Genomic DNA, 19,279 nt, shown 5'->3' with positions numbered 1-19,279 from the left:
ATACAAGATGGAGTTTGTTTCTTTAATTATTGTTTTTGTTTTAGCCATTACTTTTTCAAATGTCTTTAATCGAATTGTACCAATTATTCCATTGCCAATCGTACAAATAATTGTTGGCGTTTTGATTGGAGTAACAGATATGGGACGTGAAATAACGTTTGAACCAGAAATATTTTTGGTAATGATCATTGCACCATTATTGTTTCGAGAAGGAGAACGTAATGATATTTCTGCTACGATGAAGAATTTTAGTGTGATATTATTTTTAGCGTTCATAGGGGTTTTGATCACACTTGTAAGTGTGGGGTGGGCATTACATATGGTTATACCTGCTTTGCCGATAGCAGCTTGTTTCGCTTTAGGTGCAGCACTGGGGCCTACAGATGCAGTAGCTGTAGGTTCTTTATCTGGAAAGATTCAGATCCCGCATAAAGCAATGCATATTTTAGAAGGTGAAGGACTGATCAATGATGCTTCTGGCGTTACGGCTTTTCAATTTGCGTTAGCGGCTTTATTAACTGGTAGTTTTTCAGCAGCTGATGCTGGTATCACCTTAATTGTCTCTAGTATTGGCGGTGCGATCGTAGGCGCGATTTTAGTAATGATCAAACGACAAGTCGTGATGATCCTAGAAAAAGCATCTGCAAGAGATGTTACGGGTTACTTACTATTAGAACTATTACTCCCTTTTTTAGCTTATATGGTTGCAGAGCTGTTTCATGTTTCTGGAATTATTGCGGCCGTTGTAGCAGGTGTTATGCAAGCTGCTAGTTTTAAAAAGGTTTCATTATTCGAAGCAGAACTTTCAAATGTTTCAGAAAGTACATGGGGAACGATCACATTTACCTTGAATGCGTTAGTTTTTCTTTTCTTAGGTATTGAACTATCTCAAGTTTTTTCACCTATTTGGAATAGCGAAACATACTCTAATAGTTTCTTGATGGTCGTTATTTTGATTTTAAGTGTCACGTTATTCGCTGCTCGTTTTTTCTCTATTTTCTTGATTTATAGTGTAAAAAACGGCCTAAAGAATGTATGGCAATCAATGAACGAAATGCTGATACTAACATTTGGTGGTGTTAAAGGAACCGTCAGTTTAGCAACGATTTTTATTTTGCCATTGACAATTAATGGTAATGATTTTCCTGAACGTTCTCTGCTATTGTTCATTACTGCTTGTGTGATTTTGGTCACATTAGTTGGCGGTATTCTTGTTTTACCGTTTTTAACAGAATCTGACGAAGTAGAAAGCACGAATGTCCAAGGAATCACATTGTTGCAGGACGTGATTGAACGGCTTAAAAAAATCAACAAGGAAGATCCTCATGTCGAAATGAATGTTGTGATCGAAAACTATCAAGATCGTGTCAAAGAATTATATACCGAGCAATTACCATCGGAACAACGACAAGAAGTCCAAGAATTGCGAGCGCTAATTGTCTCGATTGAACGTGATGGTTTAGAAGAAAGTTTTCGTCAAAAGGAAATCGGAATCGAAGGCTATCGTTTGTATGAGCGCCTAATTTCCAGGATGGAACGTTCGATTGCGAGACAATTGCTCTCTATTATTGGTTTTTGGTTATTGTTTGTACGCCAAATTATAGCATTTTTTGTTCATCCTAAATTATCTTGGGCTAAAAAAGATGAAGAAAATCGGCGAGAATTTCAAATAGAAGAATTGGAAAATGTACGCCAAGTCTTTTTACAAAATACAGAAGTAATCTTAAAAAGTTTAGATAACTTAAAAGGTGTTTATGATGAAGAAATTATTCGTTTCTTCATTGAGGGACGATTACAACTTGCTCATCGATTGGAAGATGGTACCTTTATTGATTCTTTTCTCGTTCGTTCTCAATCCAATTATGTAAAAGAACTTATAATTGGCTATCAAGAGGAGCGGCGAGTGATCGATGAATATGAAATTTCTGAAAAAATTTCTTCTTTTGAAGCAAATGAATATCGAAAAAATGTTAACTTACTTGAATCTTATTCAATCAATGACATTTCTGGTGGCGTTCCATTGAGAAAGTTGACCAGAGAATTAAAAAAAGAAGCGGACTAAGAAAACTAGCTTCTTTTTTTTACATTTTTTTGATACAATAAGCAGGATGAAAAGGGCGTGAGCAGATGAATGAGTTAAAAGTAAATAATTTAACTAAAACATATGGAGAAAAAACATTATTTGATGCTATTTCTTTCTACATCCATGATAAAGATCGTATAGGTTTAATTGGGACAAATGGCACTGGAAAAACTAGCTTGTTGAATATTCTAGCTGGCAAAGATAGTGGTGATGGCGATATTTCTGCCATTCAACAACCAAGTGATTATCAAATCGGCTATCTTTCTCAAGACAAAGAATTTAATCCTGAATTGACAGTAGTAGAAGCTGTTTTCCAAGGTGATACACCGACTATACAGGCGGTAAAAAATTATGAGCTGGCATTGCTGGCACTAGGGGAAGATGGTCTTAGTGAGGCTGCACAAAAGCAATATGCACAAGCAGAAGAACGAATGAACACCGAAGATGCGTGGACAGCTGATACAGATGCTAAAATCATTTTACAAAAATTAGGAATCGAAACATTGCATAAAAAAATCGGCGAGCTATCCGGCGGACAAAAAAAACGGGTCAGTTTAGCCCAAGTTTTGATTGAATCGCCTGATCTATTGCTATTGGATGAACCAACGAACCATTTAGATTATGAGGCGATCAACTGGTTAGAAAGCTTTTTGAATGGCTATCGTGGCGCTATTTTAATGGTGACGCATGATCGTTATTTTTTAGATAGAGTAACCAATCGAATTTTTGAACTTTCTTTTGGAAAGTTACATGAATATAAAGGCAATTACGAAGCTTATATTATTGCTAGAGCAGAACGTGAACGTGTTGGTGTTGAACAAGAGGAAAAAAGAAAACAATTATATAAGCAAGAATTAGAATGGATGCGTGCGGGGGTCAAAGCTCGTGGCACGAAACAACAAGCCCGTCAAGATCGTTTTCATGATCTTAAAGAAAATCTTCACCAAGTACATCAAAAAGGCCAGTTAGAGATAGATATCGCGACACAAAGATTGGGAAAAAAAGTCTTAGAAATCAAAACCGGCAGTTATCAAATTGAACAAAAAACAATTTTAAAAGATTTTGATTTACTAATTCAGGCAAAAGATCGAATAGGCATCACGGGAAAAAATGGCGCAGGTAAATCCACTCTTTTGAATCTATTAGCTGGACGTTTGCTATTAGATAATGGTCTGTACTCTATCGGAGAAACGGTTCGTTTAGCCTATTACACACAGCAAAATGAAGCAATGGATCCAAATCAACGGATGATTTCATACTTACAGGAAGCTGCAGAACAAGTTCGGCGCACAGATGGCACAACAATTAGTGTTGCTGAATTGTTAGAACGCTTTTTATTCCCACGTTTTATGCATGGAACAGTGATTGGGAAACTTTCTGGTGGGGAAAAACGTCGTTTGTATTTATTAAAACTACTGATTGGACAGCCAAATGTGTTATTATTGGACGAACCAACAAATGATCTTGACATAGATACTCTAACGATCCTAGAGGATTATCTCCAAACCTTTAAAGGAGCTGTAATTGCCGTTTCCCATGATCGTTATTTCCTTGATAAAACAATGGACAAATTACTTGTGTTTGAAGGAGACGGTCAAATAGTGACCTATTTCGGTTCTATGAGTGAATACTTACTTGGAAATAAAGAAGAGTCGAAGAAAACTATTAAATATGAAACGAAACCAATTAAAGAAACTGAAAAAAAGAAAAAAAAGAAATTAACTTATATGGAACAAAAAGAGTGGGCAACAATCGAAGCTGATATTGCAGTACTTGAGGATCGAGCTGTTCTGCTTGCAAAAGAGATGAACCATCAAGGGGATGACTTTACTAAATTGCAAGAACTACAATCAGAGTTATCTATTGTAGAACAAGAACTTGAGGAAAAAATGGAACGTTGGGAATACTTGAGTGAATTTGCAGAAAATTAGGAGGCAGTAATTATGGAAGAGGCTTACTTAGCATTAGGTCGCAAAATTTTAACCGATGGTCACTTAAAAGAAGATCGCACAGGGACAGGAACACGAAGTATTTTTGGACATCAAATGCGTTTTGACCTATCAAAAGGGTTTCCTTTATTGACGACGAAACGAGTTCCTTTTGGTTTAATCAAAAGCGAACTTTTGTGGTTTTTAAAAGGCGATACAAATATCCGTTATCTCCTACAGCATAACAACCATATTTGGGACGAGTGGGCTTTTGAGCGTTATATTAAAAGTGATGACTATAATGGGCCGGATATGACTGATTTTGGTCGTCGTGTTTTAACGGATGAAGTATTTAAAGAAAGTTATGAAAAAGAGCACAAAGAATTCTGCAATAATATGTTGTCTGATGATGATTTTGCAGCGAAGTATGGTGAATTAGGTAATATTTATGGAGCTCAGTGGCGTCATTGGGAAACGAAAGAAGGCAACTTTATTGATCAACTTAAAAATGTTATCGATATGATCAAGCAAACACCTGACTCTAGACGCCTGATCGTGTCCGCCTGGAATCCAGAAGATGTCCCTTCCATGGCATTACCACCATGTCACACGATGTTTCAATTTTATGTAAATGATGGGAAATTAAGTTGCCAGTTGTATCAACGTAGTGGAGATGTTTTTTTGGGCGTTCCATTTAATATTGCTAGTTACGCACTATTGACTCACTTGATTGCTCATGAAACTGGTTTGGAAGTGGGCGATTTCGTTCATACTTTGGGGGATGCCCATTTATATACGAATCATATTGACCAAATGAATGAACAACTGACTCGAGACATTCGTTCGTTTCCTACACTAAAATTGAATCAAGATAAAAAATCAGTTTTTGAATTTGAAATGGACGATATTGTAATTGAAGGATATGATCCTCATCCAGCAATCAAGGCACCAATTGCCGTTTAATTCGAAAGGGGTTCTCCAATGTTAGCAGCCATATGGGCACAAGATGAGCAAGGGACAATCGGTAAAGAGAATCGATTACCTTGGCATTTGCCAAATGATTTGAAATTTTTTAAACAAATGACTGAAGACAACACCATTGTTATGGGAAGAAAAACTTTTGAGGGGATGGGCGCTCGGCCGTTACCAAATCGTCAAACGATTGTTCTAACTAGAGACAAAAGCTATCAGGCAAAAGGAGTCATTGTTTTTCATACTGTGGATGAAGTTCTTGATTATGCCAAAACGTTTTCTGGTATTACGTTTATTGCGGGTGGTTCAGCAGTATACGAGGATTTTTTGCAATATTGTGACGTATTGTATAGAACAGTTATCTATCATTCGTTTGATGGAGATACAAAATTTCCTTTTGTAGATTGGGATGATTGGACATTGATTAATTTAAGCGCAGGCGAACAAGACGAAGCAAATGGTTATGCGTATCAGTTTGAAACATATCAACGTAAGGTCACAGCGGATTAAAAGATCTTGTCTAATTCAAACGAAAAGATAACAAAAAAACATACTAATAGTTAGTATGTTTTTTTGTTATTTAAATATGATTGCGGTATAGGCCAACAACTTTGCCTAAAATGCTTACGTTGTTCAAAATAATCGGTTTTAATGCATCATTTTCTGGTTGTAAACGAACATGGTCTGCCTCTTTAAAGAATCGTTTACACGTCGCTTCATCTTCATCTGTCATTGCAATCACTATATCACCATTTGAAGCCGCGCTTTGTTTACGAACAATAACTTGGTCGCCGTCTAAAATACCAGCATTGATCATACTTTCACCTCTGATAGTCAGCATGAACAAAGCATTTTCTTCAGCCATTAAATCAGGTGGAAGAGGAAAAAAATCAGAAGCTTCTTCTACAGCTAAGATTGGCTCACCTGCTGTAACAACTCCAAGCATCGGGATAACTGTCGGTCTCACACCGATTCTTTCAAGTCCGTCTGCGGTCAATTCAATTGCCCTTGGTTTTGTAGGATCACGTAAAATGAGTCCTTTTTTCTCTAATCGTGCTAAATGTCCGTGAACGGTTGAGGTTGAGGAAAGATCAACTGCTTTTCCGATTTCTCTTACGGTCGGGGGATAACCTTTAAGCTCAACCTGTTCATATATATATTTTAATACTTCGATTTGTCTTGTGTCTGTACGTTTCACCACAACCCGCACCTTCTTTCGATTTATATTTTTAGTGTACCATAGTTTTATACAGGAATCAAACAAGCGTTCGTGTTTTTTTTAGAAAGTATATTTCTGTGAATCACAAGGGAAAATATATGAGGTAGGGAATCGGAATTTCTATAAATAAACACAATCGTTTCTGATTTTTAATAAGAATATAGTTGTATTTCTTGTGCTCATCTTATAAGATAGACATGGAAAGTAAACTTGTCTAGCTACAGGGCTAGTCTTTCAAAAAAGCTTGAAATATGCCGATTAAATTTTTAAAATAAGGAGGCCAAAATAGATGTTATCAACAGAAAAAATGAACCGTATCAATGAACTTGCTAAAAAAGCGAAAGAAAAAGAATTAACTGCGAAAGAAAAGGAAGAGCAAAAAGTACTTCGTCAAGAGTATTTGGCTGCTTTTCGTGGTGGGATGCGCCATCATATAGAAGGAATGAAAGTGGTCGATCCTAAAGGAAATGATGTAACACCAGATAAATTGAAAGAGATTCAAAAAGCTAAGGGATTGCATAATAGAAAGTAATTTTAGTTTTTTTTACTAAAGGTAATTGCTTTCATGAGCGAAATGCGATAAAATGTAGTTAATAAAGGTAAAAAAAACCTAAATAGGAGATGATTTTTTTGTTCGACAACACTGATCAGTTAGGCGTTAACACGATTCGTACATTAAGTATTGAAGCAGTACAAAAAGCAAATTCTGGGCATCCAGGATTACCAATGGGTGCTGCACCTATGGCTTATGCACTTTGGACAAAACACTTAAAAGTAAACCCAAAAACTTCAAGAAACTGGGTAGATAGAGACCGTTTTATTCTTTCTGCTGGTCATGGTTCTGCAATGTTATACAGCTTACTTCATTTAGCTGGCTACGATGTGACTATGGATGATCTAAAAAATTTCCGTCAATGGAATAGTAGAACACCAGGGCATCCAGAAGTACATCATACTGATGGTGTTGAAGCAACAACTGGTCCATTAGGTCAAGGTATCGCAATGGCTGTCGGTATGGCGATGGCAGAAGCACATACTGCTGCGACTTATAATCGTGATAGCTTTCCTGTAATAGATCACTATACGTTTGCGTTATGCGGTGATGGTGATTTGATGGAAGGTGTTTCTCAAGAAGCTAGTTCAATGGCTGGACACATGAAATTAGGTAAACTGATCGTGTTATACGATTCAAATGATATCTCTTTAGACGGTCCAACATCAAAAGCGTTTACTGAAAATGTTGGCGCTCGTTATGAAGCATATGGTTGGCAACATATCTTAGTGAAAGACGGTAATGATTTAGAAGAAATTTCTCAAGCGATAGAAGCTGCAAAGGCTGAATCAGATAAACCAACTTTGATCGAAGTAAAAACAGTCATCGGCTACGGCGCACCAAAAGAAGGTACTTCATCTGTACATGGCGCACCTATCGGAGCAGATGGCATTACCGCAGCTAAAGCTGTTTATGGTTGGGAATACCCAGACTTTACTGTTCCAGATGAAGTTGCTGCACGCTTTAAAGAAACGATGATAGAAGAAGGCGAGAAAGCAGAAGATCAATGGAATAAGATGTTTGCAAATTATTCAAAAGAGCATCCTGATTTGGCAAAACAATTTAAACAAGCTTTTTCTGATGAACTTCCTGAAAATTGGGATAGCGAGTTACCAACCTATGAAATAGGTTCGAGTGCAGCTAGTCGTGTGACAAGTAAAGAAACGATTCAAGCAATTTCTAAAACTGTACCAGGTTTCTGGGGCGGTTCAGCTGATTTGTCTGCTTCAAATAATACAATGGTCGCTGCAGAAAAAGATTTTGAGCCTGGTCAATACGAAGGTCGGAATATTTGGTTTGGTGTCCGTGAGTTTGCCATGGCAGCAGCGATGAACGGAATCCAATTACATGGTGGAAGTCGCGTTTACGGCGGAACATTCTTTGTATTTACAGATTATTTGCGCCCAGCAGTCCGCTTAGCTGCAATCCAAAATACTCCTGTGACATATGTATTAACACATGATTCTGTGGCAGTGGGTGAAGATGGACCAACACATGAACCTGTTGAACAATTAGCAAGTATTCGTTGTATGCCTGGTGTACAAGTCATTCGTCCAGCTGATGGTAACGAAACTGTTGCGGCTTGGAAAATTGCGATGACAACAAAAGATGCGCCAACGGTCTTAGTTTTAAGTCGTCAAAATTTACCAGTTATTGAAGGAACTAAAGAACATGCTGATACACTTGTTCAAAAAGGTGCATATGTCATTTCTAAACAAAAAGGCGAAAAACCAGAAGGGATCTTAATTGCAACTGGTTCAGAAGTGAATTTAGCAATTGAAGCCCAAAAAGCATTAGCTGAACAAGGGAAAGATGTTTCTGTCGTTTCGATGCCAAGTTTTGATTTGTTTGAAAAGCAAACAGCAGATTACAAAGAATCTGTTTTACCTAAAGATATAACTAAACGAGTTGCGATTGAAGCTGCTTCACCATTTGGTTGGGAACGTTATGTTGGAACTGCAGGCACAACTGTAACGATTGATCATTTTGGTGCTTCAGCTCCAGGTGATTTAGTCTTGAAAGAATTTGGTTTTACAGTTGATAACGTTGTATCAAAGTATACTAATTTATAAAATAAACTAGTTTTTAATAAAAAAGTAGACATTCACAAACTATGAATGTCTACTTTTTTATTTATGAAAAAATTGCTAAAATCGGATAAATTGTACTTTTATACAAAATAACTGCGTAATAAATGTAATATGATAGAAATATCCAGTAATGTTCTTAAAACGAATACATAAACAACAAAATAAAGGGATTTACCAAAAGAAACAGTTTGAATAACAGACATCATGTAAATTGATTGAAACAAATACAATTTAATTAATAAACCAAAAATTTCAACAGGATTACGCCCACTTTAAAACTTCAAAATTGAGGATCAAATAATTGTTTATAAAAAATTACCCGAGTAGAATGATGATATGATGTTCTATTGAGGAGGAACAAATGAATGAATGAGACAAAAACAAGAAGTAGCAGACACCAACAAAAAGAGTTGAAAAACAATACAAAACGAGTTGCATCTGTTATAGGTACTTCATTAGTACTTCTTCCGGTTGTGGGGAATTTGTTGCCACTAAGTGTTCAAGCCACAGAGACAGTGACCCAAGAAGCTATTTCAGAGCAAGCATTTATTGATTCTATTGGTTATTCAGCGGCTTCTGTAGCAGATGCTAATGATTTATATGCATCTGTAATGATTGCTCAAGCATTATTAGAGAGTAGTTATGGTACATCTGGTTTAGCAGCCGCACCAAATTATAATTTATTTGGCGTCAAAGGAAGTTATGGTGGACAAACAGTCTATATGCCAACTTCTGAATATTTAAATGGGCAATGGGTGACAGTGACTGAACCTTTTAGAAGTTATCCTTCATATACTGAATCTTTCCAGGATCATGCTAACGTACTTAAAACAACCTTAGCATCCAGTGGTGATTATCATTATTCTGGGGTATGGAAAAGCAACACGACTAGTTATATGGACGCTACAGCTGCTTTAGCTGGGCGTTATGCAACAGATCCTAATTATGCCAGTAAATTAAATTGGTTAATTGCAAATTACGGTTTAACTGCTTATGATTGGGAAATGGCAGGAACTGTATCGTCAGAGGAAAATATAACTGCAAATCAATCAACAATTGGTCAAAGTAGTGCGACAACAACTGTAACAGCCCAATCTTATACAGTTGTCTCAGGTGATACTCTTTGGGGGATTGCAGAAAAATTTGGACTTTCGGTTGATCAACTTATGGCTTTAAATGGCATAACAGCTGAATTGATTACTGTAGGACAATCGCTACAGGTTGCATAATAAAACAACGTTCAACGAATTGCCAATCTCATGACAAATCGTTGAACGTTTTTATCTTTTTCCTAAGCGTAATTCTTCTAAACGTCGTTGTCGGTTTTTAGTTAAATCCTTAACCCTAGGTTTAGGCAGAATCGCTTCAGCAGTTGTGGTTGAGCTTTTTTGATATGTTTCGGGATTCGTTGCATCGAATTTTTTTAAATAATCGATCACTTCACGAACGATTTGAGTAGGGGTAGAAGCACCAGCTGTGACAGCGACTTGCTCGACATCCAACAACCAGTTTGGATTTATCTGGGAAACGTCAGAAATACGATGAGCTGCAACACCTGCTTGTTCAATGGAAACTTGAGCTAAACGATTGCTATTATTACTTTTTGGATCTCCCACAACGATTGTTAAGTCACAACCTTGCGCTTGTTCAACGACAGCCTCTTGGCGGACTTGCGTTGCTTTACAGATATCTTTATGAATAATAACCTGAGGGTATTTAGCTACAATCAACTCCATTAGATCGCTGACATCCCATTGACTCATTGTCGTTTGATTCGTAACAAACACCTTATTTGCAGTTAGCGTCAAAGCAGAAATATCAGCTTGATTTGATACTAAATGAACATGGTCAGGTGAAACACCAAGTGCTCCTTCAGGCTCCGGATGATTTTTCTTGCCAATATAGATAATTTCATAACCTTCGGCTACTTTTTTAGCAATCAATTCATGTGTAATCAGAACATCTGGGCACGTTGCATCGATAACAGCTAAACCTTTTTCAATAGCTAATGTTTTAACTTTTGGAGAAGTGCCATGGGCTGTAAAGATCACCGTTCCTCGATCAACTTGGGCTAAAATTTCTTCACGATTTGTTCCGTCTAATGTATGGATCCCGATACTTTCAAAAGCGTCAGTTACATGTTTGTTATGAACGATCATCCCTAAGATATAAATCGGACGCGGTAAATTTTCATCAAGAGATGCATTTCTAGCAATGACCATAGCATCTACAACACCATAACAATACCCACGTGGACTAATATTTATAATTTTCATAAATGAGTAAACTCCTAATAATCAATTTTAAAGTCTCTTATACTATACAATATTTTTATTAAAATTGTGTTAAGAGAGGATAGTCCTTAATGTTCATTCATTTAGACATTGCTAAATAGCTTCTTGACGAGTATGATTAAGAAGCGAAAAAGATAATTGCACTTGCAATTATCTTTATATTGATACAAGTAGCGGGTCACCTAAAAAATTATCCGGTATTTCGATTGTAATTGGATTCCACATAGTGTCACCTTCTTTCCTATTTTAGCCTGATATGTAGTCAATCCGTTTTAATTTTGATTAAGGGAATGAACTTATGCTGTAATCCATTCAATGTAAAACATATAAGCATCTCCCTATTTCAACTATATCATATTTTAATCCCATTTTGTAATTCTGATCTTTCTTTTAGATAAAAATTAAGTGTATTTAATTTTTTTTGACTACTAAAATAACCACTCTTTATTGAGTAGGTATTATAGACAATTTCAAAAAGTACGCCATTAAAATATTTTGCAGCCATTTCTCCATGTTTTTGAATCACAAATCGGAATAAATTATGGTTATTAAGATTGTTTAAAAAGTATCATTGCAAAATGATAGCCAGATGACTTGATATAAGCTATTATAAACACAAGAAAGATTTTGCTTATACGAATACGAAAATGGAGGAATGGATCATGACTCAAATTTATAATTCAGTAACTGAATTAATCGGTAAAACACCGATTGTCAAATTAGGACGCATAATCCCAGATGGAGTAGCTGATGTTTTTGTAAAGCTAGAATTCTTTAATCCAGGTGGCAGCGTGAAGGATCGAATCGCATTAAGTATGATCGAAAAAGCTGAAAAAAATGGACAAATTAAAGTTGGAGATACAATCGTAGAACCAACTAGTGGAAATACTGGAATCGGCTTGGCAATGGTTGGTGCTGCTAAGGGTTATAATGTAATGATTGTTATGCCAGATACCATGAGTGTAGAACGTAGGAAATTGATGCAAGCTTATGGCGCGAAATTATTGTTAACGCCAGGTGCTGAAGGAATGAAAGGCGCTATTGCAAAAGCGACAGAACTATCTGAAAAAGATGGCTATTTTATGCCTATGCAATTTGATAACCCCGCAAATCCAGAGACACATGAAAAAACGACGGGCAAAGAGATCCAAGACATTTTTGGTCCTAGTGGTTTAGACGCTTTTGTCGCTGGAGTAGGCACGGGTGGAACAATTACAGGTGTTGGAAAAGAATTGAAGCGAGTTTATCCAAATATCTCCATCATTGCAGTTGAACCAACGGAGTCCCCAGTTTTAGATGGCGGAGCGCCGGGACCGCATAAAATCCAAGGAATTGGAGCGGGCTTTATCCCTAAAGTCTTAGAGACAGAAATTTACGGACGAGTCATTTCTGTTCCGAGTGAATCTGCTATGGAAACAGCTCGTCAATTAGCAGTAAAAGAAGGGTTGTTAGTCGGAATATCAGCAGGCGCTGCTGTGTATGCTGCGATTGAAGTGGCGAAAGAATTAGGGAAGGGAAAAAAAGTTTTGACAGTTATTCCTGATAATGGCGAACGTTATTTATCAACAGCTCTTTATAATTTTTCTGAATAAGTAGTACACTAAAAAGGAAGTCTAAATTTATGACTTCCTTTTTAGTGTAAACAAGTGAAGTTGTCAAAAAGCATATAATAGTGTCTTGTTTTGTCATAATTATAGATAAACTTACTCTTTTTAGTACTATTTATCTATTTATTCTTGTCAATACACATTAGAAATAGTATCATTTAAGAAAGAAGACTGGGAGGGGAACCAAATGGATAACATATTGGTAAAAAATGCACTTGAAGAATTAAAAGAAGCCAATATTCGTATTACTCCTCAAAGATATGCAATTTTAGAGTATCTAATTGAGAATCACAGCCATCCGACAGCGGATGAGATTTACCGCTCTTTAGAAGATCGTTTTCCGAATATGAGTGTGGCAACTGTTTATAATAATTTACGTTTGTTTACAGATATTGGTTTTGTACAAGAAATGAACTATGGTGATGCATCAAGTCGCTTTGATTTCAGTTCTAAAAAGCATTACCATGCGATCTGTCAAAATTGTGGTAAGATCGTTGATTTCCATTATCCAGGATTAGAAGACGTGGAGATGGCAGCAAGTAAATTGACTGGTTTTGAAATCAATGAGCATCGTTTAGAGCTATATGGTTTATGTCCAGAATGTCAGAAAAACCAAAAAAAAGGAAATGAGTGATCAGATGAAATCGATTCACACAGATAAGGCGCCAAAAGCAATTGGTCCGTATGTACAAGGGAACATTGTGAACGGCTTATTATTTACCTCAGGTCAAGTTCCTTTAAGTCCTGGAACCGGAGAAGTTGTGGGGACAACTATAGAAGAACAGACTTCGCAAGTCATGAAAAACATCGCAGCTATTTTAACTGAGGTTGGAAGTAGTTTCGATCATGTAGTAAAAACAACTTGTTTTTTAAAAAATATGAATGATTTTGCAGCTTTTAATGAAGTCTACGCACAATCATTTACAAATCAATTACCAGCACGATCTGCCGTTGAAGTCGCCCGTTTACCTAAAGATGTTCTGATTGAAATAGAAATTATTGTATCTATAAATGAGCAGTAGTTTAATTTCACAAGCTGAGAAACTAATGTTTCTCAGCTTTATTTATTGTTAAAACAGCATTTTAAAGTGAGAAATCATTAATCAAGATGGGGATATAGTTAAAAATAGAGAAGTTTGTGAAAAAATAAGTTAGTGATTCACAAGCAAAGAACTCGAATATGCTTTCTTACTTTGTTATATTTTTAATATACCAGTAACTTTATTCTAAATTTATTGGTGAAAAATTTAACTTGAAAGAAGGGATTTACAAAATGAAAGTCGTAGTCGTAGGATGTACGCATGCAGGAACAGCTGCAGTCAAAAGTATTTTAACAAATCACCCAAACGCGGAGGTAACCGTTTATGAACGAAATGATAATGTATCATTTTTATCATGCGGAATTGCCCTTTATGTTGGAGGAGTAGTAAAGGAGGCTGACAGTTTATTCTATTCAAGTCCTGAAGAACTAGCGTCTCTAGGTGCTACAGTTAAAATGGAACATGAAGTCGAAACAATCGATGTTAATCATAAAACAGTTACTGCTAAAGATTTGAACACTGGTAAAATTGAAACAAAAGAATACGATAAATTAGTCATGACAACTGGTTCATGGCCAATTGTTCCGCCAATCAAAGGAATAGAAGCTGAAAATATCTTACTATGTAAAAACTTTAATCAAGCAAATGTCATCATTGAACGCGCTAAAGATGCGAAAAAAGTTGTTGTTGTAGGCGGTGGTTATATTGGGATTGAGCTAGTTGAAGCTTTTGTAGAATCTGGAAAAGAAGTGACATTGATTGATGGTTTAGATCGTATTTTAAACAAATACTTAGATAAGCCATTTACAGATGTTCTAGAAAAAGAACTTGTAGATCGTGGTGTTACACTAGCGTTAGGAGAAAATGTTCAAGAGTTTCAGTCAAATGCAAGCGGACATGTGAATAAAGTAATTACACCAAGCCAAGAGTTTGAAGCGGATATGGTTATTATGTGCGTTGGCTTTAGCCCAAATACAGCATTGCTGAAAGATAAAGTAGATATGTTACCAAATGGTGCAATCGTTGTAGATAAATATATGAAATCAAGTAATCCAGACATTTTTGCTGCAGGTGATAGTGCAGTAGTACACTATAATCCAAGTAATACAACTAATTATATTCCTCTAGCAACAAATGCGGTTCGCCAAGGAATGTTGGTAGGTCATAATTTAGCTGAAGATAAATTAGCTTACCGCGGAACACAGGGAACCTCTGGATTGTATTTATTTGGTTGGAAAATCGGTTCAACTGGTGTTACTTTAGAAAGTGCCAAATTGAACAATTTAGATGTGGCAGCAACACAATTTGAAGATAACTATCGTCCAGAATTTATGCCAACTACTGAAAATGTTATGATGGAATTAGTATACGAAAAAGGAACAAATCGCATTGTAGGCGGACAACTAATGTCTAAGTATGATATTACACAATCAGCTAATACACTTTCGTTAGCTGTTCAAAATAAAATGACTGTTGAAGATCTTGCGTTGTCAGATTTCTTTTTCCAACCACACTTTGATCGTCCTTGGAACTACTTGAACTTATTAGCTCAAGCGGCTCTAAAAGATATTGCCCAAAGTAAATAAACAAAAACTAGAGTTGAGTGTAGATTCAACTCTAGTTTTTTTTATACAAAAAGATTTAATATTTTGCTTTTTAAGCATTTATTTGAGATGCTTAATAAGTAAAATTAAATGAGGTGTGAAAAATGAAAAGAAAAAGAACAAAAGAACTGGTCTTTCGCTCTCTTTATGCTTTCATAGGAGTGGCAATTTTAGCATTTGGTGCTGCAACATTACGAATCGGGCAAGTTGGGCTAGATCCGTATACAGCAGCGAATATTGGAATCGGATCTGTTTTAGGGCTATCACTCGGTGTCTATCAATTGATCGTCAACATCATTATTTTGGTGCTCGTTTTTATTTTTGGACGGCAGTATATTGGGATTGGAACAGTAATCAACATGGTGCTGACAGGTTTTTTCATCGATTTTTATACCTGGATTTATACAACGTTTATTCCAATCAAAATCAATGTTTTTTCCCAAAGTTTATTGCTGATAGTCGGGATCATCATCTTTACTTTTGGCGCATCGTTTTACATGTCTGCTAAATTAGGAAATGCCCCCTATGACGCTATTGCACCAATTATAGTCGAGCGGACAAAAGCATCTTATCGAGTGGTGAGGGTAATACAAGATATTATTTTTGTTATACTAGCTTTTATTTTTGGTGGACCAGTAGGAATAGGAACAATAATTAATGCTTTTTTCACAGGTCCTCTGATTGATTTTTGGAATAAAAACGTTAGTGAACCAATAATTGAAAAAAGTATTAAAGACAAAGTGTAAAAAAGTCTATCAGAAACTTTGATTCTGTAGTGGCCTTCAAAAGTTAGACTTGAAAACCTAACTTTTGAAGGCTTTTTTATTCTCTTATAACTCGCTTTGTGTTGAACAGGTCGTTTCATTATCGAAACTCCAATTGGATTGCCGAACCAAAAGAATTACTGTTTACAATTGCAAAAAGATAGTGAGGGTAACCAAAGTGAACCAGCTAACTTTAAACTACCTGCTGATCCTGCTGATGGAACTGGCAACGGCGGAAACTTAGGAAATAATGGAAGTACTGGTTTGCAAAACCTAAACGCTACACAAAAAAATCTTTCTAAGAAGAATAACAATGTAAAAAATAACAAGTTTTCTTTCTAAAAGTTGGAACATGAGGTGGTGGTTATCTCCTGCCTCATGTTTTTTAAGGTAAAATTTTATTATTAAAAGATTACTTATCGTTTTCTCAGAAAGAATCTTCCATTTTACTGTTTTCTATCGTAAAATGAAAGTAGACAAACAGAAAGGGAGGATATACGTATGCCGATTCGCGTTCCAAAAGAGCTACCTGCTATTAAAGTATTAGAGAAAGAGAAAATTTTTGTAATGGACGAAGATCGGGCCATGCATCAAGATATTCGCCCTTTAGAAATTTTAATTTTAAATTTAATGCCAAAAAAAGATGAGACGGAAGTTCAGCTCTTGAGACTCTTAAGTAATACACCATTACAAATCAATGTCGAATTTTTGCATATGAGTAGTCACGAAACAAAAAATACATCTAGCGAGCATTTGAACCGTTTTTACCATCAATTTAAAGAAATTAGAAATGAATTCTACGATGGTTTGATTATTACAGGTGCTCCAATTGAACAGATCCCTTTTGAGCAAGTTGATTATTGGAACGAGTTACAAGAAATTTTTGAATGGAGTAAGTCCCATGTCTTTTCAACATTTCATATTTGTTGGGGAGCACAAGCTGGATTGTATTATCATCATAAGATTGACAAGTATCTGCTAAATCAAAAACTAACAGGAATATTTGAACATGATGTATTGAACCATACGTGGAGTATCTTGAAAGGATTTGATGATATATTTTATGCTCCTCATTCGCGTTATACTGGAATTAAACGAAGTGATGTAGATAGGATAGAAGAACTAGAAATTTTGGTTGAATCAAGAGAAGCTGGAATTTTTTTAATTGGAAATAAAAATAATCGCGCATTTTATGCAACTGGGCATTTAGAATATGATCGTGAAACTTTAGAACAAGAATTTAAACGTGATCAACAAAAAGGGTTAAGTCCTAGGCTCCCTAAAAATTATTTCCCAAATGATAACCTAGCTGATCAACCAAAATTACGATGGCACATGGCTGCTTCATTGTTATTTTCTAATTGGTTAAATTATGCAGTTTATCAAAATACACCTTACGATTTAACTGAATTACTTGAAGAAAAAAATAGGAAATAGGCATAACTGAAACAAGATAGAATTCATATTTTGTTTCAGTTATTTTTTTGCTATTGCTATAAAGGTGAAATAGAAACGTTACCTTTTTTTGATCTTATAAATTATAGAAGCATTCTCGTTCCTTTTTTTTGAAAATGAACGTATTATATGAAGGAGAGAGGAGGCAGTAGCATTTTAATAGTTCTAAAGAAAATAATCTTTATGCAGTATTAATGGTTATTTATTAGAGATACAATTTAAAAAAACTGATTTCAAATGAGCAATTATTACTTGTTAAAAATGAACTGAGCCTAATTAGCCAAAGTTGGAGGAATAATTATGAAAATACCTAAAAGATTTTTAAGTGGGCTATTACTTTCAGCTCTATTTCTTTTTTCATTTGTACCCGCATTTGCACAAGAAATTGGCGAAATTACTGCGCCTACAGGAATAAAAGCTGTGATTGTAGTCATCCCGCTAATTTTAGTTTTGGTCTTATTGTTTATGAAAATAGATATGATCATTGCCGGGTTTGTTGGTGGTGTATTGGCTATGATTATCGGTGGAATCGGATTAGAGCAAGCCAATAAGCAACTATTAGAAACGATTCCTACAATGCTTGGCATTACTGTACCAATTATCAATTCGGCCATTGCAATGGCCGTTTTTAAATCGGGTGGATACTCGGCGGCTTTAACTTTAGCAAAAAGGGGAACAAAAGGAAAAGTTGAGTATGTCTCAGCTTTTATTGTGATTTTACTAGCTGCAGCGACTTATATGTCTGGCATTGGTGGTGGTAGTGCAATGGTGATTGCTCCATTGGCCTTTGTAGCAGTTGGAGCAGTTCCAGAGTTGATCGCTGCCATGTCATTGGCAGCAGCAGTTTCATTTACAACCTCTCCAGCATCATTAGAATCAAGTATTGTTTCCAAATTAGGCGATTTTAGTGTAGCTAAGTACGTTTCGGATATGCGTCCGATCTGGCTGCTATTTTGTGCGTTAGCTATTATTCTAGCATTCTGGGGAACGAAGCGGCGGAAGATTGGTTTTAAAGAAAATACCGACGATGAGTATGGAACTATGAGTAATAGTGCTCTATTTAAATTAACCATACCGGCCATATTTTTACTGTTTGCCGTCATTTTTGGGCCTGTGGTTAATGATTTCGTTGGATTCCCCCTATTAACACCATTAGTCTATATGGTCTTGACACTAGCGTTGATTTTTGTTTGTTCTGATTTCACGCTGAATCAATCAGTGGAAGCGATGGTAGATGGTTCTACTTATATTTTGACAAGATTATTCCAAGTTGGAATTTTCCTAGCCTTTATTAACATCATTGCTCAAACAGGTACATTTGCTGTTATAGCAGGAATTGCTAATGGTGCACCGACAATGATCATGGTACCAGTTGCAATATTAACCGGCATCTTAATTGGAGTGCCAGCTGGCGCATATGTAGGGTCAGTGTTGACTCTTGTGTTACCTGTGGCTGTTTCTTTAGGTTTTTCTTCTATCGGACTGGGATTAGTTGCAGTTGGCGTAGGGTTAGGAAGTCAGATGAGTTTTGTCAACATCACGATGCAAGCGTTATCTTCTGGTTTTCAAATTCCAATTTTAGATGTAGTAAAAGGAAATATTAAATGGATCAGTTTGGCCGCTGTTTTATTAATCGGTATAGGTTTCTTCATTTAATTTAAAAATAGAGA

Annotated in this window: 16 protein-coding genes; 14 read left to right on the top strand and 2 right to left on the bottom strand. The window is 36.0% G+C overall.

Annotated elements, in window-relative coordinates; all coding sequences use genetic code 11:
• Window positions 1-7: 7 nt before the first annotated feature.
• The 4 genes from IGJ50_RS08235 (at window position 8) to IGJ50_RS08220 (ending at window position 5,493) form a co-directional block, all read left to right on the top strand.
• Complete coding sequence (locus tag IGJ50_RS08235; protein ID WP_069641365.1) at window positions 8-2,062, top strand: cation:proton antiporter; 2,055 nt, start codon at window positions 8-10, stop codon at window positions 2,060-2,062.
• A gap of 65 nt (window positions 2,063-2,127) precedes the next feature.
• Window positions 2,128-4,014 (top strand): ABC-F family ATP-binding cassette domain-containing protein, encoded by a 1,887-nt coding sequence (locus IGJ50_RS08230; protein ID WP_429949828.1) that lies wholly within the window; start codon window positions 2,128-2,130, stop codon window positions 4,012-4,014.
• Between the two features lie 12 nt (window positions 4,015-4,026).
• Window positions 4,027-4,974, top strand: coding sequence for a thymidylate synthase (locus IGJ50_RS08225; RefSeq protein WP_069641367.1), 948 nt, complete (start codon window positions 4,027-4,029; stop codon window positions 4,972-4,974).
• An 18-nt stretch (window positions 4,975-4,992) separates the two neighbouring features.
• Complete coding sequence (locus IGJ50_RS08220) at window positions 4,993-5,493, top strand: dihydrofolate reductase (RefSeq protein ID WP_069641368.1); 501 nt, start codon at window positions 4,993-4,995, stop codon at window positions 5,491-5,493.
• Between the two features lie 70 nt (window positions 5,494-5,563).
• Here IGJ50_RS08220 and lexA read toward each other — a convergent pair whose 3' ends face one another.
• Complete coding sequence (gene lexA, locus IGJ50_RS08215) at window positions 5,564-6,193, bottom strand: transcriptional repressor LexA (protein ID WP_100630371.1); 630 nt, start codon at window positions 6,191-6,193, stop codon at window positions 5,564-5,566.
• A 298-nt stretch (window positions 6,194-6,491) separates the two neighbouring features.
• On the opposite strand from lexA, the gene IGJ50_RS08210 reads away from it, so the two are divergent.
• The 3 genes from IGJ50_RS08210 (at window position 6,492) to IGJ50_RS08200 (ending at window position 10,074) form a co-directional block, all read left to right on the top strand.
• Entirely contained in the window at window positions 6,492-6,734 is a 243-nt protein-coding gene (locus IGJ50_RS08210) for a DUF896 family protein (RefSeq protein WP_069641370.1), read from the top strand.
• Between the two features lie 98 nt (window positions 6,735-6,832).
• A complete protein-coding gene (gene tkt / locus IGJ50_RS08205; protein ID WP_429949825.1) occupies window positions 6,833-8,827 on the top strand; it encodes a transketolase in 1,995 nt (664 codons plus the stop codon).
• A 383-nt stretch (window positions 8,828-9,210) separates the two neighbouring features.
• Complete coding sequence (locus IGJ50_RS08200; protein ID WP_069641372.1) at window positions 9,211-10,074, top strand: glucosaminidase domain-containing protein; 864 nt, start codon at window positions 9,211-9,213, stop codon at window positions 10,072-10,074.
• A gap of 51 nt (window positions 10,075-10,125) precedes the next feature.
• Here the strand turns inward: IGJ50_RS08200 and IGJ50_RS08195 are convergent, their stop codons facing one another.
• Complete coding sequence (locus IGJ50_RS08195) at window positions 10,126-11,121, bottom strand: 4-hydroxy-3-methylbut-2-enyl diphosphate reductase (RefSeq protein ID WP_429949823.1); 996 nt, start codon at window positions 11,119-11,121, stop codon at window positions 10,126-10,128.
• A gap of 680 nt (window positions 11,122-11,801) precedes the next feature.
• Here IGJ50_RS08195 and cysK point away from each other — a divergent pair.
• From cysK to IGJ50_RS08160, 7 genes are all read left to right on the top strand, one after another.
• Window positions 11,802-12,731, top strand: a complete 930-nt coding sequence (gene cysK, locus IGJ50_RS08190) for a cysteine synthase A (RefSeq protein WP_069641374.1) — start codon at window positions 11,802-11,804, stop codon at window positions 12,729-12,731.
• Window positions 12,732-12,933: 202 nt separating this feature from the next.
• Window positions 12,934-13,380, top strand: coding sequence for a peroxide-responsive transcriptional repressor PerR (gene perR / locus IGJ50_RS08185; protein ID WP_429949821.1), 447 nt, complete (start codon window positions 12,934-12,936; stop codon window positions 13,378-13,380).
• A gap of 4 nt (window positions 13,381-13,384) precedes the next feature.
• Window positions 13,385-13,768 carry a RidA family protein gene (locus IGJ50_RS08180; protein ID WP_069641432.1) on the top strand — a complete coding sequence of 128 codons (384 nt, stop codon included), beginning with the start codon at window positions 13,385-13,387 and terminating at the stop codon, window positions 13,766-13,768.
• A gap of 251 nt (window positions 13,769-14,019) precedes the next feature.
• Window positions 14,020-15,372 carry an NADH oxidase gene (locus IGJ50_RS08175; RefSeq protein WP_069641376.1) on the top strand — a complete coding sequence of 451 codons (1,353 nt, stop codon included), beginning with the start codon at window positions 14,020-14,022 and terminating at the stop codon, window positions 15,370-15,372.
• Between the two features lie 122 nt (window positions 15,373-15,494).
• Entirely contained in the window at window positions 15,495-16,136 is a 642-nt protein-coding gene (locus tag IGJ50_RS08170; protein ID WP_069641377.1) for a YczE/YyaS/YitT family protein, read from the top strand.
• A gap of 519 nt (window positions 16,137-16,655) precedes the next feature.
• Window positions 16,656-17,591 (top strand): homoserine O-acetyltransferase MetA, encoded by a 936-nt coding sequence (metA, locus tag IGJ50_RS08165; protein ID WP_429949819.1) that lies wholly within the window; start codon window positions 16,656-16,658, stop codon window positions 17,589-17,591.
• A 318-nt stretch (window positions 17,592-17,909) separates the two neighbouring features.
• Window positions 17,910-19,265: a citrate transporter gene (locus IGJ50_RS08160; RefSeq protein ID WP_429949818.1), complete on the top strand. Its 1,356-nt coding sequence runs from the start codon at window positions 17,910-17,912 to the stop codon at window positions 19,263-19,265.
• Window positions 19,266-19,279: the final 14 nt, after the last annotated feature.

Origin of the sequence: Enterococcus sp. AZ101, assembly GCF_050499005.1 — a bacterium.
GTDB lineage: Bacteria > Bacillota > Bacilli > Lactobacillales > Enterococcaceae > Enterococcus_L > Enterococcus_L ureilyticus.
The sequence above is the reverse complement of the archived record's forward strand: the minus strand, read 5'-3'. Positions and strand labels throughout refer to the sequence as shown.

Excerpts from the sequence above, each read along its gene's own strand:
- IGJ50_RS08235 (WP_069641365.1), top strand. The coding sequence starts at position 8 with ATGGAGTTTGTTTCTTTAATTATTGTTTTTGTTTTAGCCATTACTTTT.
- IGJ50_RS08230 (WP_429949828.1), top strand. The coding sequence starts at position 2,128 with ATGAATGAGTTAAAAGTAAATAATTTAACTAAAACATATGGAGAAAAA.
- IGJ50_RS08225 (WP_069641367.1), top strand. The coding sequence starts at position 4,027 with ATGGAAGAGGCTTACTTAGCATTAGGTCGCAAAATTTTAACCGATGGT.
- IGJ50_RS08220 (WP_069641368.1), top strand. The coding sequence starts at position 4,993 with ATGTTAGCAGCCATATGGGCACAAGATGAGCAAGGGACAATCGGTAAA.
- IGJ50_RS08210 (WP_069641370.1), top strand. The coding sequence starts at position 6,492 with ATGTTATCAACAGAAAAAATGAACCGTATCAATGAACTTGCTAAAAAA.
- IGJ50_RS08200 (WP_069641372.1), top strand. The coding sequence starts at position 9,211 with ATGAATGAGACAAAAACAAGAAGTAGCAGACACCAACAAAAAGAGTTG.
- IGJ50_RS08195 (WP_429949823.1), bottom strand. The coding sequence starts at position 11,121 with ATGAAAATTATAAATATTAGTCCACGTGGGTATTGTTATGGTGTTGTA.
- cysK (WP_069641374.1), top strand. The coding sequence starts at position 11,802 with ATGACTCAAATTTATAATTCAGTAACTGAATTAATCGGTAAAACACCG.
- perR (WP_429949821.1), top strand. The coding sequence starts at position 12,934 with ATGGATAACATATTGGTAAAAAATGCACTTGAAGAATTAAAAGAAGCC.
- IGJ50_RS08180 (WP_069641432.1), top strand. The coding sequence starts at position 13,385 with ATGAAATCGATTCACACAGATAAGGCGCCAAAAGCAATTGGTCCGTAT.
- IGJ50_RS08175 (WP_069641376.1), top strand. The coding sequence starts at position 14,020 with ATGAAAGTCGTAGTCGTAGGATGTACGCATGCAGGAACAGCTGCAGTC.
- IGJ50_RS08170 (WP_069641377.1), top strand. The coding sequence starts at position 15,495 with ATGAAAAGAAAAAGAACAAAAGAACTGGTCTTTCGCTCTCTTTATGCT.
- metA (WP_429949819.1), top strand. The coding sequence starts at position 16,656 with ATGCCGATTCGCGTTCCAAAAGAGCTACCTGCTATTAAAGTATTAGAG.
- IGJ50_RS08160 (WP_429949818.1), top strand. The coding sequence starts at position 17,910 with ATGAAAATACCTAAAAGATTTTTAAGTGGGCTATTACTTTCAGCTCTA.